Genomic DNA, 24166 nt, shown 5'->3' on the forward strand with positions numbered 1-24166 from the left:
AAAATTCATAGTTATGAGTTTAGTAAATCATAACTATGAATTTTTAGAGCTATAATCAAGCCTTTTTCCGTGTCGTACGTTTCTTCGTCGCGGCAGGTTTTTCTCCCGCCTCGGCGATTATCTTCTGGCATTCCTCCAAGGTCAAGTTCTCCGGTTTCTCTATCGTCTTAGGAATTCTGTAATTCTTTTTCTTATAAGAGATATAAGGGCCGAAGCGACCATTCAAGATCTCCATTTCCGGATCCTCATCGAACTTCTTGATAAATCGTTGCTCATCTTTTTGTTTTTTTGCCTCGATCAACTCGATAGCTTCCTCGGCTGTTATCGACAAAGGATTCAAGCCCTTCGGTATGGATACGAACTTTCCGTCATGACGGATAAACGGGCCAAAACGTCCGACAGCGGCAACCATGACCTTACCTTCATATTCACCGATCGTACGGGGTAGATCAAACAATTTCAAGGCTTCTTCCAAAGTAATCGTCTCGATAGATTGCCCCTTCATCAAGGTTGCGAACTGAGGTTTAGGAGCCTCTTTATCCTCTGGGTGCGCCTGCCCGATCTGTACGACTGGGCCATAACGACCGATCTTCACGAAAACAGGTTTGCCGCTCTTCGGATCGATACCCAATTCACGCTCACCCACTTTATGCTCCGTACGGACAGAGGCTGCCTCTTCCACGATCGGATGGAATAGTTTATAGAATTTATCGATCGCATCCGTCCATACCATCTCGCCTTCCGCTACGGCATCGAATTCCTTCTCTACGCTCGCCGTGAAGTTATAATCCATAACGCCCGGGAAATACTCCATCAAGAAATCATTCACGACCGTACCGATATCGGTTGGCATCAACTTATTCCGGTCCGCTCCTACGATCTCCGTCTTTTGGACTTCCTTGATCGTATGCTGAGCCAAGGTTATGATATTATAAGTACGCTCCGTTCCTTCCTTATCCCCTTTCACGACATACTCTCGATTCTGGATCGTCTGGATCGTAGGAGCATAGGTAGAAGGACGACCGATTCCCAATTCCTCCAAACGGCGAACCAAACTTGCTTCCGTATAGCGGGGAGGACGTTGCGTGAAACGTTCGGTAGCGACGATATCCTTCATACTCAATACCTCGTTCAAGGTAACCGGAGGAAGAAGGCCGTTTTCCTGTTCCTTCTCATTCTCGTCATCAAAACTCTCGCGGTACACCTGAAGGAAACCGTCAAAAGTAATGACCTCACCGGTAGCCACGAACTTCTCTTTCTTGCCGCCGATGCCTACGGAGATCGTCGTACGCTCCAACTCGGCGTCCGCCATCTGGCAAGCGATCGTACGTTTGCGGATCAATTCGTATAATCTCTTTTCCTGAGCGGTCCCGCTTATCTCATCATTGCTGATATAGGTCGGACGAATCGCCTCGTGCGCTTCTTGCGCTCCCTTGCTCTTGGTATGATATTGACGGAATTTATAATATTTCTCACCGTAGGTATCCAAGATAGCCTCTTTTGCCGTCCCCAAAGCCAAATCACTTAAGTTCACGGAGTCAGTACGCATATACGTGATCAATCCGGACTCATACAGGCGTTGGGCGATCATCATGGTCTGCGAGACCGAATAACCCAACTTACGGGCGGCCTCCTGCTGCAAGGTAGATGTCGTAAAAGGAGGGGCTGGTGTTTTACGCACCGGCTTTTTCGAGATATCATCGATCGTGAAAGAAGCGTCCTTGCAAGATTCAAGGAATGCCTCCACCTCTTCCTTATCTTTCAAACGACGGTTCAGCTCCGCCTTGAGGATTGTCGTACCATCCGGCAAGATAAAGCTAGCGATCACACGGTAGGCGGCCTCCGAGACAAACTCGTTGATCTCTCGCTCCCGCTCTACGATCAGACGTACGGCAACCGATTGCACGCGCCCCGCGGATAAAGCCGGCTTCACCTTACGCCAAAGAATGGGGGATAGCTCGAAACCCACGATACGGTCTAAGATACGACGGGCTTGCTGCGCGTTCACCAAATCGATATTGATATCTCTCGGCGTCTCGATCGCATGTAATATAGCGTTCTTGGTAATTTCATGAAAAACGATACGTTTCGTATTCTCAGGTTTCAATCCTAATACCTCATATAAATGCCAAGAGATGGCCTCTCCCTCCCGGTCCTCATCGGAAGCCAACCAAACCTGCTCGGCTTTCTTCGCTTCGTTCTTCAATTCGGTCACGAGTTTCTTCTTGTCAGAGGGAATCACGTATTCCGGGGCATAATTGTGTTCGAGGTCTATACTGAAATCTTTCGTTTTCAAGTCGCGGATATGACCATAGCTAGACATAACCTTATAGTCCTTTCCGAGGAACTTCTCGATGGTTTTTGCCTTGGCGGGTGACTCCACTATTACCAAATTCTTTTGCATATCTATTTTTTGCTGGTTAGAAATCGGGTGCAAACTTACACAAATAATTAACGTACGCAGTATATCGATCACTAAAAAAGCGTTTTTTCCTATACATTATATATATAGTCATGCGTTTCTATTTACCTTCGCGGGACAAAATCAAAAAGCTATTCAAAAATATGGAAGAGATAAAGCGACTTATTTCAGAGAATAAACTAGAAGAAGCGATCCGGCTCTTGGACGCTTACCTCACGGAGCAACCGAGATCCGACGAGGCTTGGTTTCTCCTCGGAAAAGCTCATTATAAACTAGGCAACGTACGCCTAGCCCTCAACAGCTACCTGCAAGCGATAGAGATCAATCCGGAAAGCCCGGCACAAGCGGCCTACGATATGGCGATCAAGGTGCTGGATTTTTATAATAAGGATATGTACAACCATTAAGAAGATGATGAACGGCCCCCGCCGCCGGAGTCGGAACGGTATCGAAGCACATGGCGACCCTAGCCGCATAACCCCAAAGCTAAGCGAAACGCACGGCGACCCCCGCCGCACGACTCCAAAGCAAAGCGAAACGTATGGCGCCCCTCGCCCCCCACTTCGCTACCGTTCCGACTCCGGCGGCGACTATTATTTACCAAATAAGCATAGTATCCAAATTAATTCCTACCTTTAGCCACTGAGGACAAACAATAAGTTAAACCTTAAATAAAAAAAAATGGGAACATACACGAAAATCAAACCCGCGGGCCTGACTAAATTGAACAACGCAGAGTACACAAACTTCATGAACGCCTTCTACCGGCTGGCGTTCGCTGCCGGAGGGGGAGGTGGTGACTCCGAAAGCCCCGACGAGATCAGTCTGGACAATAACCCGCTAGGCATCACCGACGCGCAAAAGACGGCCTTCGAGAAGGAGCTGCCCCTAATGACCGACCTCGTGAACCAATCCCACATCAGCGACGAGACCGCCCAGTTGCTAGACTTGGACAAACAACGCGACGACCTCGTGGTCTATCTCACCACCTCGGTGTCGCAAATGAGGAAAAGCCCCATCGAGGCGCAACGCACGGCGGCACAGACTGTCTACAATATTATCAAACCCTATATCGGCATCTATAAATCGGCCAACCAGCAAGAGACGGCGCAGATACAGGGTCTTTTGCTAGATCTCGACAAGGAGGGGGTTCCGGCGCTGATACAGACATTGGGGCTGAAAGAGATACTAGATAGCCTCCGTGCGGCGAACGACGAATACGCGAAACTGACCGCCCAGCGCACCGGCAACAGGGCAGCCTCCATCAAAGAGGCGAGCGCGGTCGTACGCCTACGTATGGACGACCTTTACGATGATATGACCACGATCGCCTTCGTGCAGAGCGTAGCGGCTCCCACCGCCGAGACCGCCCGCTTCGTCAACGAGCTGAACGCCCTTATCGACGAGACCACCGCCCTCTACAACCAGCGCGTCGGCGCGGCGAAGGCGGCAGCCAAGAGGAAAGAATAAACTCCATTTATGTAAAAGGCTATAAGATTAATCTTTTAAATTAAATCATCATGAAAAAAACATTATTAACCTTCACATTATTAGCAGGCTTATCTTCATGTACTAACTTATCGGAAGATTTGGACATGATCGGTACGCAAAATATTACTCAAACAAAATCCGGGAATTTATCCATAAGCGAAAATGAACCTGCAATTGTCAAAGATTTAAGAAATTATATTTCCCAAATTAAACTTCAAGGAAAGCAGGCCCGTGTCCTGACAAGTTATACATTGACTCCTTACATATACAAAGAGGATACTATCATGTATATTGCTAATTACGAGGATGGTTGGGAATTACTCTCCACCGATCATAGAGTTCCTTTAGTCATGGCCTCTTCCGACACAGGGCAATTTAATATAAGTGATACCACGAGCATGAATCCTGCGCTTCTTGCCTATCTCAATAGTTTAGAAAAAGAGCTATTTTTCATAAAACAAATAGAAAACACACAAGAAAACACATACAACCTATGGCAAGCCATCACTTTAAGCAACAAAGAGATAAACCCGGATTCAATCCAAATCAACCCAAAGGTTTTGGAAACGCTCCCGAAAGCCGCAGCACTAAGCCCGGGATCCGGTTATTGGGAATTAATTAGCACAAGCGCACCTAAAACAAGTACCACAAACATTGGTCACATAATAAAAACAAATTGGGGACAAGATTCGCCTTGGAACGAATATGTTCCTTACAAATATGGCACTTCCGGAAGCCACTGTCCCGCGGGATGTACAGCCATAGCCGGAGCGCAATATTTGTATTATCTACATTACAAAAATAACAAGCCCGTTTCTACAGTAACCACTGCCACTTATAACAGTAGCAATAATACCTACACCTACACAGGTAATAGTTCTACGGTATGGAATCAAATGGCAAAAAACCAAAGTGCTAGTTCAGGACAAGCGGCAGCAGCGATATTCATCGGATATGTAGGGCAGCAGATCAACACTAAATATGGAATAAATGAGAGTGGCTCAAACAGATATTATTTAGCTGATTTCTTAAACCAATTAGGATACAACTATACAGTCAAGGACATCGACTATTCATACATCATAACTCAGTTGTATAATAATATACCAACTGTTATCTCCATATTCAATAAAGATGCCGGACATACTCTCATTTGTGACCGATATAAGAAAATCACAACAACCACGACAAGCACCTTCGGTTGGGTCGGTACAGACAATCTAGGAAATGACTCTAACGAGCGTGACGAAGCTGGAAACATAATAGGATACACTTTCACTTATGAGAGAGAAAACCTAACAAATGCGACACATCAATTAGGAATGAACTGGGGATACGATGGCTCGTATGATTATTTATGGCTCGAGGCTAGCTCCTATAGCGATTGGGTATCAAATACCACTTATGACACAGAACGTTATATGTTAAAATAATCCTTTTAATTATGAATACATCACTATTTAAATACCTCATGCTATCTATGTTCTCCTTGGTCTTTTTCTGTACATGCGATAAAGACGATGAACTGAGTGGAGAAGAATTTCGAGTAACAATGGAAAACCGATTCTTCTCAATAAAGACATCCAAGACATTTACAAAGAAAGATGGCTCGACAGAAATAATGCAAGAAGGGAAATCCTATCTTGCTGATTCGCCCTCAACTATTTGGTTCCATGACAGTAAGCTATATATTCCAATACAGATAAGTAGCAAAGACACTCTATGGCAGAAATGGAACGCTTATCAACGAGAGAAAGGACTAGGGAACATACTATTACTTGTCGGACATAAATACATGTATGAATCTCAAGGAAATGGATTAATCACCCCCGATCAGCTATTGGTACATGAGCAGCTAGGTGGTCGTTTTTATTTAAAAACGGATGGAGACAATCTATTACACGCAACGATCCTTTATCCGGATGATATCGCTGACGATGATACAATCTTCCCAAAAAGTGAGTTCTATTATCAAGAAGAGCTATCACCTGATAAAAACGTCAGCTTAGAATATCATGTTTACGACTCAGACGAGGAAGCAATAGCCTATATCATAGAACAAATGAAGGACTGGAAGCCTTCCGAATGATACTAATCAGCCTCTCATCCGATGATCAGAACAAAAAGAGCCGTGTCATTACTCAAGAATAGAGTTTGACACGGCTCTCTTTTAAATTTAGTAGTTACAATCAGTAACATTTCCGAATAGTCACTTCTAAATCCGTCACACCCTCGTTCTCATAAAATCTGCCCTTTATAAGTCAGCGCCAACATCGTAATATCATCGCTCTGCGTAGCGCCGTTCACGAATGATTGGACGGATTCGGATATACCTTCGATCATAGATTTGGGGGATTGGTTCTTTACGGAGCTACAAGCCTCTACCAAACGGATATCTCCATATTGCTCATTCCTCAGGTTCATCGCCTCACTGATTCCATCCGTATAGAGGAACAAGCTGTCTCCCGCCTCCAGTTTCAAGGATTGTTCTTTATAAGCTAATCCCGGCACGACTCCCAAGGCCATCCCACCAGTCATCGGCAAAAGAGATACCTTATCGTTCTTACGAATCCAAACCGGACGATTATGCCCCCCATTGCAATAAACCACGTCGCCCGTATGGATATTCAAGATCGCATAAAAAGTAGTGACAAACATCCCATTGACACTCTCACGGCACAATAGATCATTCGATTCCTTCATGCAGACCGCCGGGGAAAGCTGCCTAAGCGCCGTAGCACGGATCACCGTACGGCTGATCGCCATGAAAATAGCGGCGGGAATCCCCTTATCCGACACGTCAGCGATCGTAAAACCCAGATGATTATCGTCCACCAAGAAGAAATCATAGAAATCACCCCCCACGGCTTTCGCCGCACTCATGGTCGCATAAAGATCGAATTGCTTATATTGCGGGAACGGAGGGAACTGCTTCGGCAAAATCGATTGCTGTATCTCACGTGCCACGTTCAAGTCATATTGTATCTCCTCTAGCTGATGATGTTCCTTTTGGGCCTCCTTGATAAAAGAAATCTGCTCGACCGCCTTCTCGATCGTACGTTCCAGATCCTCCATATCGATCGGCTTGGTAGCGAAGTCGAAAGCACCATGGTTCATGGCGGTACGAATATTCTCCATATCCCCGTAAGCCGATACGATGATACATTTCAAGGCCGGGTTACGCATCTCGTTAATCTTCGTCAGCAATGTCAAGCCATCCATCTCCGGCATATTGATATCGCTCAATATGATATCAAAGTCCGGATGGTCCAACATCATCCTCAACGCCTCCAAGCCATTATGGGCAAAGGAGAACTCATACTCTCCCTTACGGATCTTCCGACGGAAATATTGGGTTAGCAACGCTTCCAGATCCTGTTCGTCGTCTACGCTTAATATCTTGATCGCCATAATTCTTCTGTTTATTTCGTTAATGGAATAAGGAATATGAAACGGGTAAACTCACCTTCTTTCGATTCCACCTCTATCTTCCCGTCATGCTTCTCCTCTATAATGGATCGAGTGATAGATAGCCCCAAGCCAGTTCCCTCTCCCACCGGTTTCGTGGTAAAAAACGCGGAGAATATCTGCTCCCGGATATTCTCCGGCATACCGATACCATTATCCTCGATACTTAATCTTAAAGAATCTCCCTCCTTCCGTAGATCCACGGATATAACCGGCTCATACCCGATCGGCGAGAGCTTGGATTTACTATAGACCGCATAGCAAGCGTTATTCATGACATTCAATACCGCACGGCTCAAATCCTGCGGGATCACTTTCAGCATCGGAAGCCCCTCCTCGTAATGCTCCCGGATCGCGATATTGAAACCTTTATAGTTCGCTCGCATCGAATGATAAGCCAGCCAAACATATTCCTTCACCAGATTCTTGATATCCGTAGGGATGTACTCGTCATCCTTCCCTCTGGAATAAAGCAAGATACCCCGGATGATACTTGTCGCCCGGTTTCCATGTTCCTCGATCTTCTTCAAGTTACCATGCAAATCATTAACGATCTCGCTAAACTCCTCATGCAAGGCGGTCAGCTTCTCCCAAGATTCCGGAGGCAAGACATCTTTCTCTTCTTCTAATATATCTTCCAAGTCATCCACTAACTTAGAGGACAGCTTACTGAAATTGATGACAAAGTTGAGCGGATTCTGGATCTCATGCGCGATCCCGGCACTCAACATACCTAAAGAAGATAATTTCTCTAAGTTCTTCACTTGCAAACGTAGCCGTTCTATTTCCTTACTCTGGTCTTCCATATCTATTCCTCCTCTTTAGGCGGTGTAATTGTTTTCGGTTGATATACAGGGATCGTAATTAGAAACTGGGTATATTCTCCTTTCTTACTCTCCACCTCGATAGTTCCCCGATGGTTTTGCACGATCTCACGGCATAGGTAAAGCCCTACGCCGGCCGCTTCCCCCGTTGTCTTTGTCGTGAAGAAAGGAGCGAATATCTTATCTTTTATATTCTCGTCGATACCGGACCCGTTATCCCGGATCGTTATTTCCAGCATATCCTTATTGACTTTCAATCCAAGGAATATCTCCGGACTAAAAGTCACGGTCTCCGATTTCTTCAACAGGGCATACATGGAATTTTTCAATATCCCGGCCAGAACCTTACTGAACTGCTCCACGTTTACCTCCATCATCAAAGACAGCGTCAAATTATCGAAAACAATCCGGATATTCTTCTCTTGAATATCCTGCTCATACGTTTTCTTCAATTTATCCAAGGCGATCCGGCATAATCCGTTTATGTTGGTAAGCGTAAGATTACCTCTTCGGTCTTTCAGCAATTCCTCCATCGCCTTAACGATACGGACCGTATTGAAACCATGCTCAGAGATCTTCTCCAAATTACTGGTCATCATATTCAGCAAATCTACCGAGTCATCATACACATCCGGTTTCAGATGCTCTTTCTGACTATCCAGATTTTCCCGGAGATCCTTGGCCAACCCCGATGTCAGATTTGCGAAGTTATTGATATAATTCAGTGGGTTCAAGATACGGTCCACCAAACCTTGGGTCAATTGCCCTACGGTAGCCATCCGTTCCTTACGGACCAGCTCGTCCTGCGCCTCACCCAAGGCTTTCAAAGCCGCCGCCAATTTCTCGGATTCCTCTTGGATAGCGTCTTTCTCCGAACGGATCTCCTGCGTACGCTCCTCTACCTCTTTCACCAAATACTCTTTTTGTTTGAGTTTCCGCTTGAAAACCAACTTAGAGATCTGGCAAAACAGAATCAAGAAAAGCAATCCGATCCATTCTTGATGACCGAACTTCACAGATACACAAATACCGACCAAGCTACCCAGCGTAACCCGCTCGCAAAGTTTAATTCGCCTTTTTAACCGATCGATCTCGGTATGTAAATCCTGTATCATGATGAACCTCCTTTCCTAACTATAAATAGGCAACGTAATCGTAACTTCCGTATATTTATCTTTCTCAGACTCGATAGCGATCGTACCCTTATGGTTCAACACGACCTCCCGACTCAAGTAAAGACCTGTTCCTGCCGCTTCCGCGGTCGGTTTGGTGGTAAAGAACGGAGAAAAGACTTTCGTCTTTATCGTTTCTTCTATACCGACGCCATTATCACGGATAACCACTTGCAACTTATCCGCTTGAATACGCAATACCAACGAGACAGAAGGCTGATATCCCGGTTCCCCGGCCTTTTTCAAGACCGCATATATACTATTATCCAATATCTGCGACAAGGCTTTTCCCATCTGATCGATATTCACCTCGATTGTCAACGGTACGGAAAGCCCAGAGAATGATAGATCCACTTGATTCTTCTCGATCTCCTTCGCATAATTCTTTCGCAAGATATCCAGATTGACCTTACATAAATCATTAATATCCACGCAGGTTCGATTCGCCGAATGATCTTTCAGCAATTCTTCCATCGCTTTTACGATCCGCACCGTGTTATCACCATGCTTGGCTATCTTATCCAGATTGCCAGTCAAAAGAACCAGCAGTTCTTGCGTATCATTATAATTATCGTGTTTATCGGTCTCTTCGTCCTCATCGATATTCTGCTTGATATCTTTCGCTAATGCAGCAGACAAATGAGCGAAGTTATTGATATAATTCAAGGGATTCAAGATACGATCCACCAGACCTTTCGTCAGTTGGCCGATCGATGCCAGACGTTCCTTACGAACCAACTCGTCTTGAGCGTCCGCCAAGGCAGAAAGGGCACGGGATAGTTTCTCCGACTCCGCTTGCATCGCATCCCGCTGGAAACGCAATTCCATCGTCCGCTGTTCAACGAGATTAGAGACGAACTGTCTTTTTCGCAGACGGAATTGCGTATAATACTTTAACAGGAATAGAAGGACTACGGCTCCCACCAAATAATAAACCAGTTCTTCCTTCTTCTGGTAAACCGCCAAGGCGATCCACGCCGTCCCGATCACGGTCAGCGTCTCGATCACCCGCATCCTCCAGCGAAGGCTTTCCAGTTGTTTGATATTTATGTCGCCCATCCTTCCTGTCCTCCGGATATCAGAAATTGATATTCACGCCCAACATCGCATTAAAACTCTGCATCGGATAACCGTAATACAGTTCGTACTTCTGGCAAAGAATATTGGTCAACTTGGCATAAACACCAAAGGTATCGTTGAAGGTATAGGTACCTGTTAGGTTTAGCTCGTTGATGTTATCCATCTTAAACTCATTCATTTTATCGTACGTCATACCAGTGTTCCCATTGACACCCCAAGTCCGTACATTCGCATAACGTCCGGTAGCCAAATAATAATCCAAAGCGATAGATAATTTCTCAATCGGGCGGACGGTCAGGTTCGCATTCAGTTCCATTTCCGGCTTCCCCCACGCATGAGGCAACTCGCCTTCATCCGTTTCCGCTTTCCAATTATTATATACACCTTTCAAAGCAATATCGAACCATTGTTGACAACTATACTTCAAGTTGGCTCCCACGAAAAGTTGCTTCGTGTCGATACCCGGCTCCGCAACACTGAAACTGCCGAAATAATTCGCTGACCAAACATCAGACTGAGTAAACAGCACATCATCGCTCGTTATCTTATATCCGGCGAACACATCAAACCAAAAGCCCGGTGCCACGCCGCTCCGGATACCCAAGACAGCGTCCAGCCAATTGCGCGAGGGCAATAGTTCTGCCATCGGGTAGAGGTAGCGGTTCACACGCGACATCTCGTACATGCTGTTGGAGTACATCTTGCCGCCAGCGTTCACGTATAGCTCCGTCTTGTCGGCCACCTCCACATCGGCGGCTACATTCGGAGAGGCCATGAATTTTGTCTCGTCGCCCGTAGCCAGCATCACGTTCGCACCCAGCTTTAAATTCCAATTATCACCCTCTACCTTATAATAAGGCGACAACATCGCCTCGACATGGTTCTTGAACTCATATTCATAACCTCCTACCTCCGGCAAACTGTAATTGAAATATTCGACCAAACCGCCCAAGCCTACTCGCATATTCCCATTGAAACCAGCGTTCAGATCAAACTTTGCCTCTAGAGTATGCTCCGTAGGGCCGTCCATCACCCTACTTAATCCATATTTATGCGAGAAATTAGTATAACCTAAGTCCAACAAATAGCCAACCTCAGCCTCCTCCTTCGACTCGAAACCTATCGTAGCAGCGATCGTCTGGTTCACTTGGTTGGTTTCGCGATCTCTCTGTAACAAATCCTCCGAAGGGGCATAACTGGATGTAGGATCAGACAATGCCGCCCCATAATAATTGAATGCGGAGTAGCCGTACTTCGCTCCGATACTGAATATCGTCTTCTCGAAAGCGTGCTTGTAGTTGATGCCTCCCAAGTTGTCATTGATTTTCGCCTTGACATCATAATCCTTTGGCTTTCCGTTCGTGGAGCGATGCGAATACCATAGATTCAGCTGATCCTTCTCAGTACTCAGGATATGATAGCCCAAGTCTCCGTTGATATTCATGCGCGTACCCATACCAAAGTTAAAATATCCCCGACGCTTGTTGTAATCCATCTGCGTCATGATATTTCCGGAAGGCAACAAACTAATCTCTTTCTGCGGATCGGCGGCGATCGTATAATTCGAGTAATCGATCGGGATCTTACGAACCTCCGGCTCTTTCACCACGGGAAGCGTATTTACCTTGCTAGCGTCCTGCACGGAAGGATCATACTCCCGTTCAAGCGTCATCTCTCGGTTCAGGTTCTTTTCTTTCGTAACATCCTCTTGCGCACTCGCAGCAGCAGCCGAACCCAGCAAAGCTACCACACACAACGCCTTTACATTATATATAGTCTTCATCGCTTTCTTTTATTTCTTTAGTTTACCCAATCTGTCTTCGATCATCGCGGCGATCTCATCATCGCCCTTGTAGTTGTTTTGCAAACTGGTCAGATATTGACGAGCTTGGAAATCATCACCTTGGCGGATATAAATATCAGCCAACAAGATAAAGCCCCGTGCCAACCAATATTGGTGAGGCGTACCGTTCTCGATGAAGTTCATCAAGACAGTCTCGGCATTCTTATCATCCTTATTATCATAATACAATTGAGCCAATAGATATTTAGCCTCCGCCCCGTGTATCGTACGGGTATCCTTGCTGATCTCCTTCAAGTCGGCCAACGCCTTGTTCTCCTGCTTCAAGCTGATATAAGCCTTCGCACGGACATAACGGGCCTCGGACATGATCTCCGGAGATAGCTTCGGTTCCTTCAGCAAATCGTTGGCGGCAAGCAAAGCCTCTTGCGGCTGACCGATCAACTCGGCGCAACGCATCAAGCCCAATTTAGCGGCCTCCTTATTCTCCGGATTCTCCGCTACCGCCTGTAGATGCTTGAAACTTTCCATAGCGGCGGCGTAATCCTTATCCAGATACTCGATCTCAGCTTTACGAGCCCAAGACTCTTCCCTGAATTTCGTATCACCGCTCTCCAATACCAACGAGAACAGACGTTTCGCCTCCTCCAGATCTTTCTTGGCAAAAGCGATACTTGCCAAATAGAAATTAGCGTTCGAGCTAAACGCTCCCTGCGGGAAGGTTTGCAAATAATTCGTCAAGCTACGACGAGCGCCCTCATTATCGCCTCGCATAAATAACTTCTCGGCCGCCAGATAGGTCAAGGAGTCTTGCTCACTCACCTCGAAACGAACATTTCCACCTAACGAATTCGCATAGGCGGCAAACGAATTGATATCGTTCAGCTCGATATATACGGACTTCAAATCTTGCAAGGCCACTTTCGCCTCCTCGCTACCCGGATAATTGCTAATCACGCTCTTATAAGCGTCGGCCGCTTTCTCCGGCTGATTGTCGTTGAAGTAAATCAAACCAAGCTGTACGCCGGCCTTACGAGCCAGACTGCTTTGCGGGAAATCACGCATCAATTGCTCAAAGCTTGCCGCAGCCGCTTGATTGTTATCCAATAACACGTAAGAACGTCCTTTCTCGAACAAGGCATCATCCACATATTGTGATTCCGGGAACTCACGGATCAAGCGATCCATCACGCTGATCTTTCCCTTATAATCTTTCTGCAATCCCAGCAAGAAGCCCTTCTGATACACCGAATAATCTCCGGCGGACGGTTGCAATTGCGCCGCACGGGTATAATTCTCTTCCGCCATAGCGAACTGACGGTTGTGGAATAAACAATCGCCGATACGATTATAAGCGTCCGCATAAGCCGGAGTCTGCTGATTGCTTTCCAAATTCACGTATTGACGGAAGCGGTTCAACGCCTCGCCATACTCTTTCAATTTGAAGTAGCTGTAACCTAAGTTATAATGTGCCAAGGCATACATATCCGTATTACGTTGGCGGGTATTATTCAAATAGGTACGATAATCGGAAATCGCCTTGTTATACTCACCTTGGCGATAATAAGATTCCCCACGCCAGAAATAAGCGTCGTTACGAGATTCCAGATTATAAGCGCCCAACGAGATCGCACGGCTGAAAAGATCGACCGCCTTATCCAATTCCATATTCGTGAACGCCTGCGTTCCCAACTGGAATAAGATATCTTGCTTCGCCTCCAAGATCTTCGTGCTCGGATGCTTGATCTTATCGATAGAGTTCAGAGCCGCTTGATAGTTCTTGGTAGTCAAATAAACCTCCACCAGATAATCGTTTACCTTATCGGCATATTTGGAATTCGGAAAATCATTCAAGAAATCCTCGAAGATTGTCACCGACTCGCCAAAGCCCGTGAAAGCGGTCTCGTGGATCAATAAAGCGTAATTATACATAGCCGCCTCTTTCACTTGCTTATCGAAAGAAGAAGTCGCGGCAGCCTCGAAGGCCATACGGGCGTTATTCTTATCTTTTAATTTCAGATAACTTTGCCCCAGATACAGATAAGCGTTCTGCGAAAGGGCATCGTTCTCACGTACGGTCCGCCCCAAAGCGTTCACGGCGCTACTGTAATTACCCTTATTGTAATAACATACGCCCAAGATATATAAATCGCCCCTCAACGGGCTATCCGTCGAGGATACATATTTACTCAGCATATTAATCGCCTGATCCTCATTTCCCAGATGATAGTAGGCGTTACCCATGATACGGTAAACCTCGCTATTGTTCTCGCTATCCGGATAAGAGGCTAGCAATTCCTTACCTTCGCTGATCACTTTCTCGTATTTATTCTGGATAAAATAAATTTGCGTGATATAGTACAAGGATCGCTCTTTATAATCAGGCAAGTCCTTCAAGCGGGTAAATTCCACCAAGGCATTGTTGTATTTACCGGTTGCGTAATCGATATAAGCGACATAATAGGTAGACGCTTCCCGGTACTTCGTTCCAATCTGCTCGATCCGTGCGAAATAACCACGGGCCTTCTCCATATCCCCGATTTGCAACAAGGAATAAGCCAGACGGAAACAATAAGCCTCCTGTTGTTCCGGACTTAGCATATCAATGTTCGATTCGTTAAACCAAAAGATAGCTTTCTGATACTCTCCCTGTCCGAAATGGGCGGAACCGATCAAGAAGTTCACCTCGTCCGCATGACGGGAAGCCGGGTACACATCCAGATAATCTTTCAATAACTCAACGGCATTGGGACGGCCTTGCTCATAAGCGGAGTAGACCAACATATAATCGGCTTCTTGAATCAAGTCAGCATCCGTGGAATGCTGTTTATACGCCTCCAGCTTATCGATGCAACCTGAATAATTCTTCAAACTAAACAACTCCTTGCCTTCGACAAACAAACGGTTCGGCGCATCAAATTGATACGATCTCTGCCCGCTTGCCATGTGGCTGCCTACTACCAGACACAGCGGAATAAGTATTCTTTTCATCACTCATTTGCTTTTTAATACAAGCACTTACTTCAGTGCCTATTCGTTCTAATTCGCAAATATAAGTAATATGCGCCAAACAGAAGGCAAGTTCTATTAATATTTAGGACAACACGTTCTAAAATTATCTCTATGGAAGATGATACACCTTATAGGGAGAAGATGTATTATCTTACAACGACAAGATGTATCATGTTGCAACGATAAGATATATCATCTTTCATTTTCGTACAATTTTCCTAATTGTTATTTTCTAAGATAGGCTGGTACCGCCTTTCGGATAGAGTCTAAACCGAAGTCTTCCGGATTCACATCCTCCGGGCGAAGGATCACGATCTCGGCGGCATCATCTTCCGCATGCACGTTATTGAAATCATCTACCAAGCACTCATAAAACATATCCAGCGTATGCACCTCAAAGCCGGAATACATATATAAATTAGGTAAGGAAAACAAATAACGGCAATTCTGGATATGCAACCCCGTCTCCTCCCTTACTTCCCGGCGAGCGGCCTCCTCCCCCGACTCAAACATATCGACGAAGCCACCGGGCAAATCCAATGTACCTTTAGCCGGCTCTTTTCCTCGGCGAACCAGCAATAACTCCCCCTTAGCGTTCTTTATGAAACAAGCGACAGCCGATGACGGGTTGAAATAATAAACAAAACCGCACGCCATACATTTTTTCGCTTTCTCGTTATGTTCCACGAAAGCTTTTGCCCCGCAAACCGGGCAAAACTGAAATTGATACAACGGATGTCTCATACTTTATGATTTATAATTCAATTAAAAACAACAAGCCGCACCTAAATATAGATGCGGCTTGCCTTATTTCGCAAATGTCTTTTCGTTATACGTAAAACCGGATTTAGACTTCCAAACCAGCGCTTTGGTCTCTTACTTCCCAACCCAAAGCACTTGCTCCTAATACGGCAGCGTCGCTCTCTTTCAATTGAGAGAATAATAATTTAGTCTTACCTGCGTAAACCTTCAACATATTTTTCTCCATTGAACGTTTAATCGGGTTCATGATCAAATCGCCAGCTTTCGTAAGACCGCCAAACAAAATGATAGCCTCCGGGCTAGAGAATGCTACGAAATCAGCGAAAGCCTCTCCCAACATAGAGCCGGTAGCCTCGAAAATCTCAAGAGCGATCTTATCATTCTTCATAGCTGCGTCGTATACGTCTTTTGAAGTGATTTCATCCGGATCCAAGTCGCGAAGAACACTCTCGTCCTTACGGATTTCCAGATATTCACGAGCCGTACGAGCCACACCGGTAGCTGAAGCATAAGCCTCCAGACATCCTTGACGACCGCAACCACACTGACGACCGTTGTTACGACGCATGATAACATGGCCCAACTCACCGGCAAAACCGTCATGTCCGTATACCAAGTTACCACCTACTACGATACCGCTACCCACGCCGGTACCCAAAGTGATCACGATAAAATCTTTCATACCGCGAGCGGCTCCATAAGTCATCTCACCGATAGCGGCAGCATTGGCGTCGTTTGTTAAAGCAACAGGAATACCATCAATCTGTTCGCTGATCAATTGAGCCAAAGGAATCTTACCTTTCCAAGGCAAGTTCGGAGCGAATTCGATACATCCGTTGAAAAAGTTTCCGTTCGGAGCACCTACACCCACACCTTTAATCTTATCCGGACCACCAGCCTGATCAATAACAGACTTCAGACCTTTAGCAAGTTCCGCTACATAGTCATTAACGTCTGCATATTTACCAGTCTTAATTGATCCACTATACAAGATTGTTCCTCTTGCGTCAACTACACCAAAAACAGTGTTGGTACCACCTATATCGATACCTACTACATAAGGCTTCTCCATGATTTTATATTTAGGATTAATAATGATTTTCCTCTTTCTAGGTAGCAAATATAAGAGGTTTAACACAAGTTGCAATACGATTTGAAGAAAATTTTACAGATTCCTGTCATTTTATCTTCTTTTTTCGAAAACTTATGTTAAGCAACATTGTTATATAATAATGGAGAATTATCGCAACGGTAATATCTCGATCCAATAGTCATCCGGATCATTAATAAAATACAATCCCATCTTGGTATTCTCGAAGCAAACCGCTCCCATTTCCTTGTGGTATTTACGTACCTCCTCATAATCGCCGGCTACCCGGAAACAAAGATGGCTCTCATTGTCGCCTAGCTCATAAGGTTCTTTCCGGTCACGCAGCCAAGTCAGCTCCATCAAGAAACCGGTTTGCTCATCCGTTAGATAAACCAAGATAAACGAACCGTCTTCCGCGACCTTACGATGGTGCTCTTTCAATCCCAACGCTTTATTATAAAAAGCGATACTCTTATCCAAATCCAATACATTAATATTGAAATGGTCAAATCTACCTTTAACTTCCATACCTAATAAATTTATGCGTTTAAAATAACCTATACATTAATAATATATTATATATCCGTCCCTTCTCCCGGAACAGACAATACGATATAACGACATCCTTTCGATTCGGCGTAAGGGCCGAAAGCCATAACCTCCGCCGGACGTTCCCAAAAGTGCATCGGGACAAATACGCTTGTTTTTATACGATCGATAAATTGCTGGGCGCCCCTCATGAAATCGGTACCCAAACGAGGATCGACCGGGAACATGACGAGATCCATCACAGAGGTTTCTTTCGCTATTATATCCAGTTCCTTCAAGTAATTACCCTCAGCCTCGGCTACCTCTTGCGGGGTGGACTCGTCTTTCCAATGCCAATTATTCAAGTCGCCGGCATGGAAGATCCGTCTGCCTTCTGTCTCTATCAGGAAAGAGATCCCCACATCCGTGGAACCAAATGCCTTGATGGTCAGAAGTTCATCCTGATAGGCATCCCCCTTCTTCAAATAAATAGCATCATCAGCCTTGGCCCTCCGACGCTTCAATATATCCTTGGAAAAGATATATTTGATATCCGGCTTCTGCTCTTTCCATTTCAATACTTCCGGATTAAAATGATCCGGATGGAAATGCGACGCTAATATATATAATGTGCCCGCACGCTTCAAGAGTTCGCTACGCACGTATCCCTTGGCCGGGTCCGGATCGCTATCCTTGAAATAATCGATCAAGATCGAAAAGCCATCCGCTTCCAAAGCGAATCCGCTATGATAAATATACACCAATCTCATAATGATCCTCATTTATTGTTTATCTTAAGAACACCGAACCTCACCGGGTTGTTGAATTCACGGTACAAATATACAAAAGGCCGGACATATCACATGCCCGGCCCACAATGATTATCAACCTACAATTTATTTCCAGTTCTCATTCTGGACTAATACGCCTTCCATGGTGACAATTTCATCGTTAGGGATCGGAAGTGTCACTAATCTATCCGGATACGTAGCCGATTGGTACTTCAGCAAATATCTCTTTTCATAAGCCAAGAAGCCCGAACCTTTATTACCCAGCTCCTCAGAAGCCGCATTCCAGCGCACAAGATCATACCAATGATGCCCCTCCATCGCCAACTCGATCCTACGCTCGAAACGCAAGGCTTTTATCGCCTTATCCACTGTCCAGCCACTCGCGGGATACAAGCCGATGCGATAATTAGCCGCCGTATTAGCAATGGTATTTCCGCTCACCTTATCCTCCAATACATATGGAGAAGAAGTTAAAGCCATATTGTTATTCGCGTCGGCAGCCATGATACAACTTTGTGCGGCACGTGCGCGAACTTTGTTGATATATTCTCTGGCAGTATTGATATCACCCGTTTCTATACAAGCCTCAGCATAAAGCAGGTAAAGCTCAGCTACACGCATCAAGTGGAAGTTCTTGGCAGTTGAGCCACCGGTTGTAGTCAAGCTCAAGCCTCCCTTATCCGCCTTTTTCGGCAGGTTCTTCTTATTCAAGAACGGACCGCCATTCGCCAAATCACGAATCCAGCCATCGATAGTAACCGGTATATCCCAATCCATATAGGGGACATTGAAACGACCCGCAGATACGTCAACCCGAGGATCCGTATAAACCGTCAAATCCGTATGAGGTACATTATCGCCATCAATTGTCGTAACCGAGGTTTTGCTTTGATACGACTTATCGAGATAAGGCAATCCATTCTCATCCACCATATGCGCATTCACCAAGTCATAAGAAGGCTGGTAGAATCCCCAGCCGGAACCAATCTTGCCAGACAATGAGATATGAGAGTTACCATTGATCGCGTTGGTATAATACTGCGTACCGGAGATTGCCATCTGGACGTCAAACACAGACTCGCCCGTCCAGTCGCTCTCGCCCGCCGTGTAAAGCGTCTCATAACTCGGGGTCAAGGTATATTTCGTGCCCTTGCTATCCGTACCATTAGCGATAACCGTTTCTAAAATCGATTTAGCCTCCGTCCATTTGTTGGAGGTTCCATTCGTTCCATTATAGGGAGAAGACTGGAATATTCTCAGTTTCGCCAAAAACGCTCCAGCCGCCCATTTGTTGGCACGACCGGGCTCTTCCGGCCATGCGCCGGGAAGATTATCATAAGCATACTGCAAATCTTCAGCCACCTGTTCCCAAATATAAATATAGTTACCGCTCTCATCCACATTCGATATCAGTGGGTTCACGGACGACTCATAATCCTCCAAAGATACATAAGGAATAGCCGCCCCAAAATTCTTGATACCCTCAAACAAATAAAAACCACGCATGAAACGAGCTTGGGCTATGGCCTCGGTATAAAAATCTTTCTCCTGTCCCGGTATAGCGGAAAGCTCATCTTTAATCAAACCGGCCAAATGCATGACATTATTAGCACGAGCCACCGCATCGTATACTGCCACCCATTTACGCTTGATATAGGAATTATCGGTCGTAAAGCTAAAAGTCTCCAACAACGTGAAGTCCGATTGGTCCGCAGCCGTTGACCCCTTATTAGCGTCACCGCCCATCACATCACCATACGTATAGTTCGTCAAGCTTGCCCCAAAATAAGAGTTCGTCGTAGCCGCCGGAATATTTAACGCTGAATACATGCCGGTAAGAAGATAATTAATACCTTCCTGATCCGTTAAATTGGTTTCATTAACCGCACCTACAGGTTCGATTTCCAAGAAATCGGAACAAGATGTGCTGCCTAACGCAAGAACCACCGCCATCGCAAAATATATAAGAACTTTTTTCATAATGAATTCAAATTAATCGTTTATAAAGCACATACGTTAGAATGTCACATTCACACCCATCAAGAACTGACGAGGCATACCATAAGATCCATAATCGATACCTTTATTCATATCGCTTGATACATATTCGTTCTCGAACGAAGTATGCGAACGAACCTCCGGATCCAATCCATCATAACCGGTTATCGTAAACACGTTACTGATCTGGCCGTATACACGTATCTTCTCGAAACCGATCTTCTTCAGCAACTTCTTAGGCAATGAATACCCCAAAGTCAACGTCTGCATCCGAAGATAAGAACCATCTTGCACATAATTGGAGTTCGATTCGTTACCAGCCTCGGGGCCCTCGGTCGAGGTCGTTGTCCACAAAGGATAAATACCGTTCGGATTATTCACCGGATCCCAAGATTTCGCCAAACGATCTTTCGAATAATTAGACTGCAAGTTTCCAAACATCGTATAGTACTCGTAGTGTTTGTACAAATCATTTCCAATCGAGTAATACATGTAAGTACTTAGATCAAAATCTCTCCAAGTCAAAGAGATATTGAAACCTCCGGTCAAATCAGGATGAGGATTACCGATAATCGTACGGTCATCCGCATCGATCTTACCATCGTTGTTCACGTCTTTCATCTTATATCGGCCTACCCATGCGGAAGCGACCAAATCGTTTTCCGTAGCCACACCATAAGGCAGAACGCCCGAGGAAATAACATCTTGCTCATTTTGATAAATACCATCAATCTGATACCCGTAGAACATTCCGACAGGTTGGCCCACCGTAGTAATATTCACCTTGCTCAAACGAGTATCGTTGAACAAATCAGAAGATCCCAACCGGGTAACCTCATTCTTGTATCTTGAGATGTTAGCCGTGATGTTATAACCGAACTCGCCAACTTTGTCCCTCCATCCAATGGACAAATCAATACCTCTGTTCTTCATATCACCGATATTGATACTAGGCTTTGATGCGTTACCAACCAGCGCAGACCAGTTAGCAGGCACAAGCAAGTCTGAGGTATTCTTTACATAAAAGTCAAATCCGGCGGTCAATCGGTTACTCAAAGCCGTAAGGTCGAAACCTATATTAAACATTTTTGTGGTTTCCCATTTAGCGTCCGAGTCACCCAAGTTCGAGAGCACATAACCGGGAGAAGTCTCTGAATCCGATCCCGTGATAGGATACATATAATAATTTCCCGTACCATACTGGAACGCATAGTTGTAAGAACCAATATTCGAATTACCGGTCGTACCATAACCGGCACGCAGCTTAAAGTCATCCAACCATTTCCGGGTAGGCTCCATAAATTTCTCGTCAGACATACGCCATCCCAAGGAGGCGGAAGGGAAGTTACCCCAACGGTTCTTGGAACCAAACTTGGAAGAAGCGTCGCGGCGAATCGTGAATGTCGCCAAATATTTACCCTTATAAGAATAGTCCGCACGTCCGAAAAGGCCGAACATAGTCACTTTTCTTTGATAACGGCTAGAGTTACCTATATTAGAAGAAGAACCATTATCCAGCGTCCAAGTATTCGGATCGCTCTCGAAGATGTAATCGATACGGGTTCCTTGCATATAACGGCCGACACCTTGTTTGATAGCCTCCGTACCCAAAACAACGGTAATATTATGATCTTCATGAATCTTCTTGGTATAAGTAGCCGTATTTGTCCACTGCCAGTTCAAACGCCAGTTGCCCGTCTCAGTCAATGTATTGTTGGCAGAAGCCTCTTTGTTCGCCATATTTTGACGTTCGGTCATCTCCAAACTCCACATACCATTCAAGCGAGCGCTAAACTGAGAACGAAGCTTCAGACCTTCGATCCAAGGATTGGAAAGCTCGGCAAAAACCGCAGTCTGTCCATGAAACATGCGTGTCCAATCATTCTCATTCATAGCTACCTGATGCACGGCGGAAATATCACGGCCCGCATTAGGTGCCACGGATCCCGTATAATCACCTCCTACATTATATATAGGTACCCACGAATTCATGGTATAAGTCTTAGCGAACGTGTTCGCATCTCCTTGACGACCAGACTCTCCTCCCGTTTCCATAGCGGCAAGGTTCGTATTTTGGCCCATCGTGAAATACTTATTAGGATTATAGGTCGTATTCGTACGTAAAGAGTAACGTTTGAAATAAGAATTCTGGATCGTACCCTCTCGATTTGTATAACCCAAAGAGACAGAATAAGTAGCTTTCTCGCCACCACCCACCAAAGAGATCTGGTGATCTTGGATCTTTCCGGTCTGTACAATCTCATCGTACCAATTGGTACCCTTACGAGCCTCCGCATCGGAATAACCGTCGGCCAACATCTGATAATATGCGGATCGGGCCCAAGAGCTGCTTCCATCGTCTACATACGACTTTTCCCAAGCCTCTACGCTCCCATACATATCAATAATCTGCTGTTCGCTATAACCGGCCGGCTTAATCGCATAAGGCATCGAAATACCTTTACCACCCGTAGCGGCGATTTGCCCGAATTGAGGATGAGAGGTTGCCAAACCACGATAGTTATACAGATTCTGCTGTCCTAATTCCTCGAATTCCATCGATTCCCAACCGTTCAACAAATCATAACCGCTGTTAGCCATCTTAGCGACACCAAAATATCCATTATAAGAGACACGAACACGATCAGCACGCGTACCCTGCTTCGTCGTAATGATAATTACGCCATTCGCACCTTGTGCACCATAAATAGCGGTAGCTGAAGCATCCTTCAACACTTGCATAGACTCAATATCATTCGGGTTTACGGAACTGATATCCACCCCGGATACACCATCCACAACAATCAACGGGTCTGAACTATTAAGAGAACCCACACCACGAATACGGATCGTAGTCTCACCGCTGGGACCTCCGGAATTAGAGATATACACACCGGATGCTTTTCCTTGCAAAGCCTCGGCGAAAGTCGCCACCGGAGTCTCGTGGATAGCGTCTGTAGAAACAACAGCAACAGAACCGGTAATGTCCTTCTTCGATTGCGTACCATATCCAACTACTACCACTTCATCCAAAGCTTGAGTATCTTCCACCAATAGAATCCTCACATTCGTCTGACTACTTTTTAAAGGAATTTCTTGACTGACATAGCCAATGTAAGACACAACTAAAATCGCATTACTAGGCACACCTTCTAAAATAACACGTCCGTCCATATCGGAGATATTTCCGATAATGGTTCCTTTAACAAGGACATTTGCCCCTACAATTGGTCCGGCTTTGTCTGAAATAGTACAAATGACTCTACGTCCATCTTGTTGTAGGCTACGAGTTCCTACGTTTGGTGTTAAATCGCCAACTTCCGCAGCGATGATGGGATATCCGCCGCAAAGGAATAAAGAGGCTCCCAGAAACACCTGTCTCCAAAATACTACATTACTCATAAAATTAGAATTTAAGGTATAAATCAAAAAAACACAATCTACTCAACAATTTGATTTTTTCATATAGACACAACATCACAGCTTGTAGCTATTACTCATCAATACTTATGGTCTAAATGTTTTTTCATAAAACGACTAGTTGAAACGATCGTTTAAATCTTGCGTTTTTGGAGAGAGAAGAAAATGATTTGAAAAACAAGACTCTTTTTGGATAAAAGAGGGGTTATCTATCCCATTAGCAATGAGATAAAATAAAAAAAAACAACAAAAAAGTTGTATATGTCGAAAAAAAAACAGACCTTTACAAACGACTAAATGAAACGAT

17 protein-coding genes are annotated in these 24166 nt (G+C 45.1%); 4 read left to right on the forward strand and 13 right to left on the reverse strand.

Translation table 11 applies throughout. The features are described from left to right. Positions 1-55: 55 nt before the first annotated feature. On the reverse strand, positions 56-2404 hold the full coding sequence (gene topA, locus D7V92_RS12105) for a type I DNA topoisomerase (protein ID WP_008772731.1): 2349 nt from the start codon (positions 2402-2404) through the stop codon (positions 56-58). A 161-nt stretch (positions 2405-2565) separates the two neighbouring features. Between topA and D7V92_RS12110 the strand changes: the two genes are divergently transcribed. The 4 genes from D7V92_RS12110 (at position 2566) to D7V92_RS12130 (ending at position 6002) form a co-directional block, all read left to right on the forward strand. Continuing rightward, positions 2566-2829 carry a tetratricopeptide repeat protein gene (locus D7V92_RS12110; protein ID WP_005859264.1) on the forward strand — a complete coding sequence of 88 codons (264 nt, stop codon included), beginning with the start codon at positions 2566-2568 and terminating at the stop codon, positions 2827-2829. 274 nt (positions 2830-3103) lie between these two features. Next, positions 3104-3892 (forward strand): DUF6261 family protein, encoded by a 789-nt coding sequence (locus D7V92_RS12115; RefSeq protein WP_009276211.1) that lies wholly within the window; start codon positions 3104-3106, stop codon positions 3890-3892. A 50-nt stretch (positions 3893-3942) separates the two neighbouring features. Beyond that, on the forward strand, positions 3943-5346 hold the full coding sequence (locus D7V92_RS22245) for a C10 family peptidase (RefSeq protein ID WP_080707621.1): 1404 nt from the start codon (positions 3943-3945) through the stop codon (positions 5344-5346). Positions 5347-5357: 11 nt separating this feature from the next. Continuing rightward, a complete protein-coding gene (locus tag D7V92_RS12130) occupies positions 5358-6002 on the forward strand; it encodes a hypothetical protein (RefSeq protein ID WP_008772734.1) in 645 nt (214 codons plus the stop codon). A 149-nt stretch (positions 6003-6151) separates the two neighbouring features. On the opposite strand, the gene D7V92_RS12135 is transcribed toward D7V92_RS12130, so the two are convergent. From D7V92_RS12135 to D7V92_RS12190, 12 genes are all read right to left on the reverse strand, one after another. Beyond that, entirely contained in the window at positions 6152-7324 is a 1173-nt protein-coding gene (locus D7V92_RS12135) for a PP2C family protein-serine/threonine phosphatase (RefSeq protein WP_036617741.1), read from the reverse strand. An 11-nt stretch (positions 7325-7335) separates the two neighbouring features. Beyond that, positions 7336-8187 (reverse strand): sensor histidine kinase, encoded by an 852-nt coding sequence (locus tag D7V92_RS12140; RefSeq protein ID WP_005859269.1) that lies wholly within the window; start codon positions 8185-8187, stop codon positions 7336-7338. 2 nt (positions 8188-8189) lie between these two features. Then, positions 8190-9320, reverse strand: coding sequence for a sensor histidine kinase (locus D7V92_RS12145; RefSeq protein WP_008779247.1), 1131 nt, complete (start codon positions 9318-9320; stop codon positions 8190-8192). A 15-nt stretch (positions 9321-9335) separates the two neighbouring features. Then, entirely contained in the window at positions 9336-10436 is a 1101-nt protein-coding gene (locus D7V92_RS12150; protein WP_005859273.1) for a sensor histidine kinase, read from the reverse strand. A 19-nt stretch (positions 10437-10455) separates the two neighbouring features. Next, entirely contained in the window at positions 10456-12240 is a 1785-nt protein-coding gene (locus tag D7V92_RS12155) for a TonB-dependent receptor (protein ID WP_121772968.1), read from the reverse strand. Positions 12241-12249: 9 nt separating this feature from the next. After that, positions 12250-15249 carry a tetratricopeptide repeat protein gene (locus D7V92_RS12160; RefSeq protein WP_005859277.1) on the reverse strand — a complete coding sequence of 1000 codons (3000 nt, stop codon included), beginning with the start codon at positions 15247-15249 and terminating at the stop codon, positions 12250-12252. A gap of 246 nt (positions 15250-15495) precedes the next feature. Further along, positions 15496-16014: an NUDIX domain-containing protein gene (locus D7V92_RS12165; RefSeq protein WP_012056082.1), complete on the reverse strand. Its 519-nt coding sequence runs from the start codon at positions 16012-16014 to the stop codon at positions 15496-15498. Between the two features lie 103 nt (positions 16015-16117). Next, positions 16118-17104, reverse strand: coding sequence for an ROK family protein (locus tag D7V92_RS12170; RefSeq protein ID WP_005859281.1), 987 nt, complete (start codon positions 17102-17104; stop codon positions 16118-16120). A 168-nt stretch (positions 17105-17272) separates the two neighbouring features. After that, the gene (locus tag D7V92_RS12175; protein WP_005859283.1) at positions 17273-17650 is read right to left on the reverse strand and encodes a VOC family protein; all 378 of its coding nucleotides are present in this window, start codon (positions 17648-17650) and stop codon (positions 17273-17275) included. Positions 17651-17697: 47 nt separating this feature from the next. Then, positions 17698-18420, reverse strand: coding sequence for an MBL fold metallo-hydrolase (locus D7V92_RS12180; RefSeq protein ID WP_005859285.1), 723 nt, complete (start codon positions 18418-18420; stop codon positions 17698-17700). A gap of 126 nt (positions 18421-18546) precedes the next feature. After that, positions 18547-20421, reverse strand: a complete 1875-nt coding sequence (locus D7V92_RS12185; RefSeq protein WP_005859287.1) for a RagB/SusD family nutrient uptake outer membrane protein — start codon at positions 20419-20421, stop codon at positions 18547-18549. A 36-nt stretch (positions 20422-20457) separates the two neighbouring features. Next, positions 20458-23841: a TonB-dependent receptor gene (locus D7V92_RS12190; protein WP_121772971.1), complete on the reverse strand. Its 3384-nt coding sequence runs from the start codon at positions 23839-23841 to the stop codon at positions 20458-20460. Between the last annotated feature and the right edge of the window lie 325 nt (positions 23842-24166).

The organism is Parabacteroides sp. CH2-D42-20, from assembly GCF_003670185.1.
In the GTDB taxonomy this organism is placed as follows: Bacteria; Bacteroidota; Bacteroidia; order Bacteroidales; family Tannerellaceae; genus Parabacteroides; species Parabacteroides distasonis.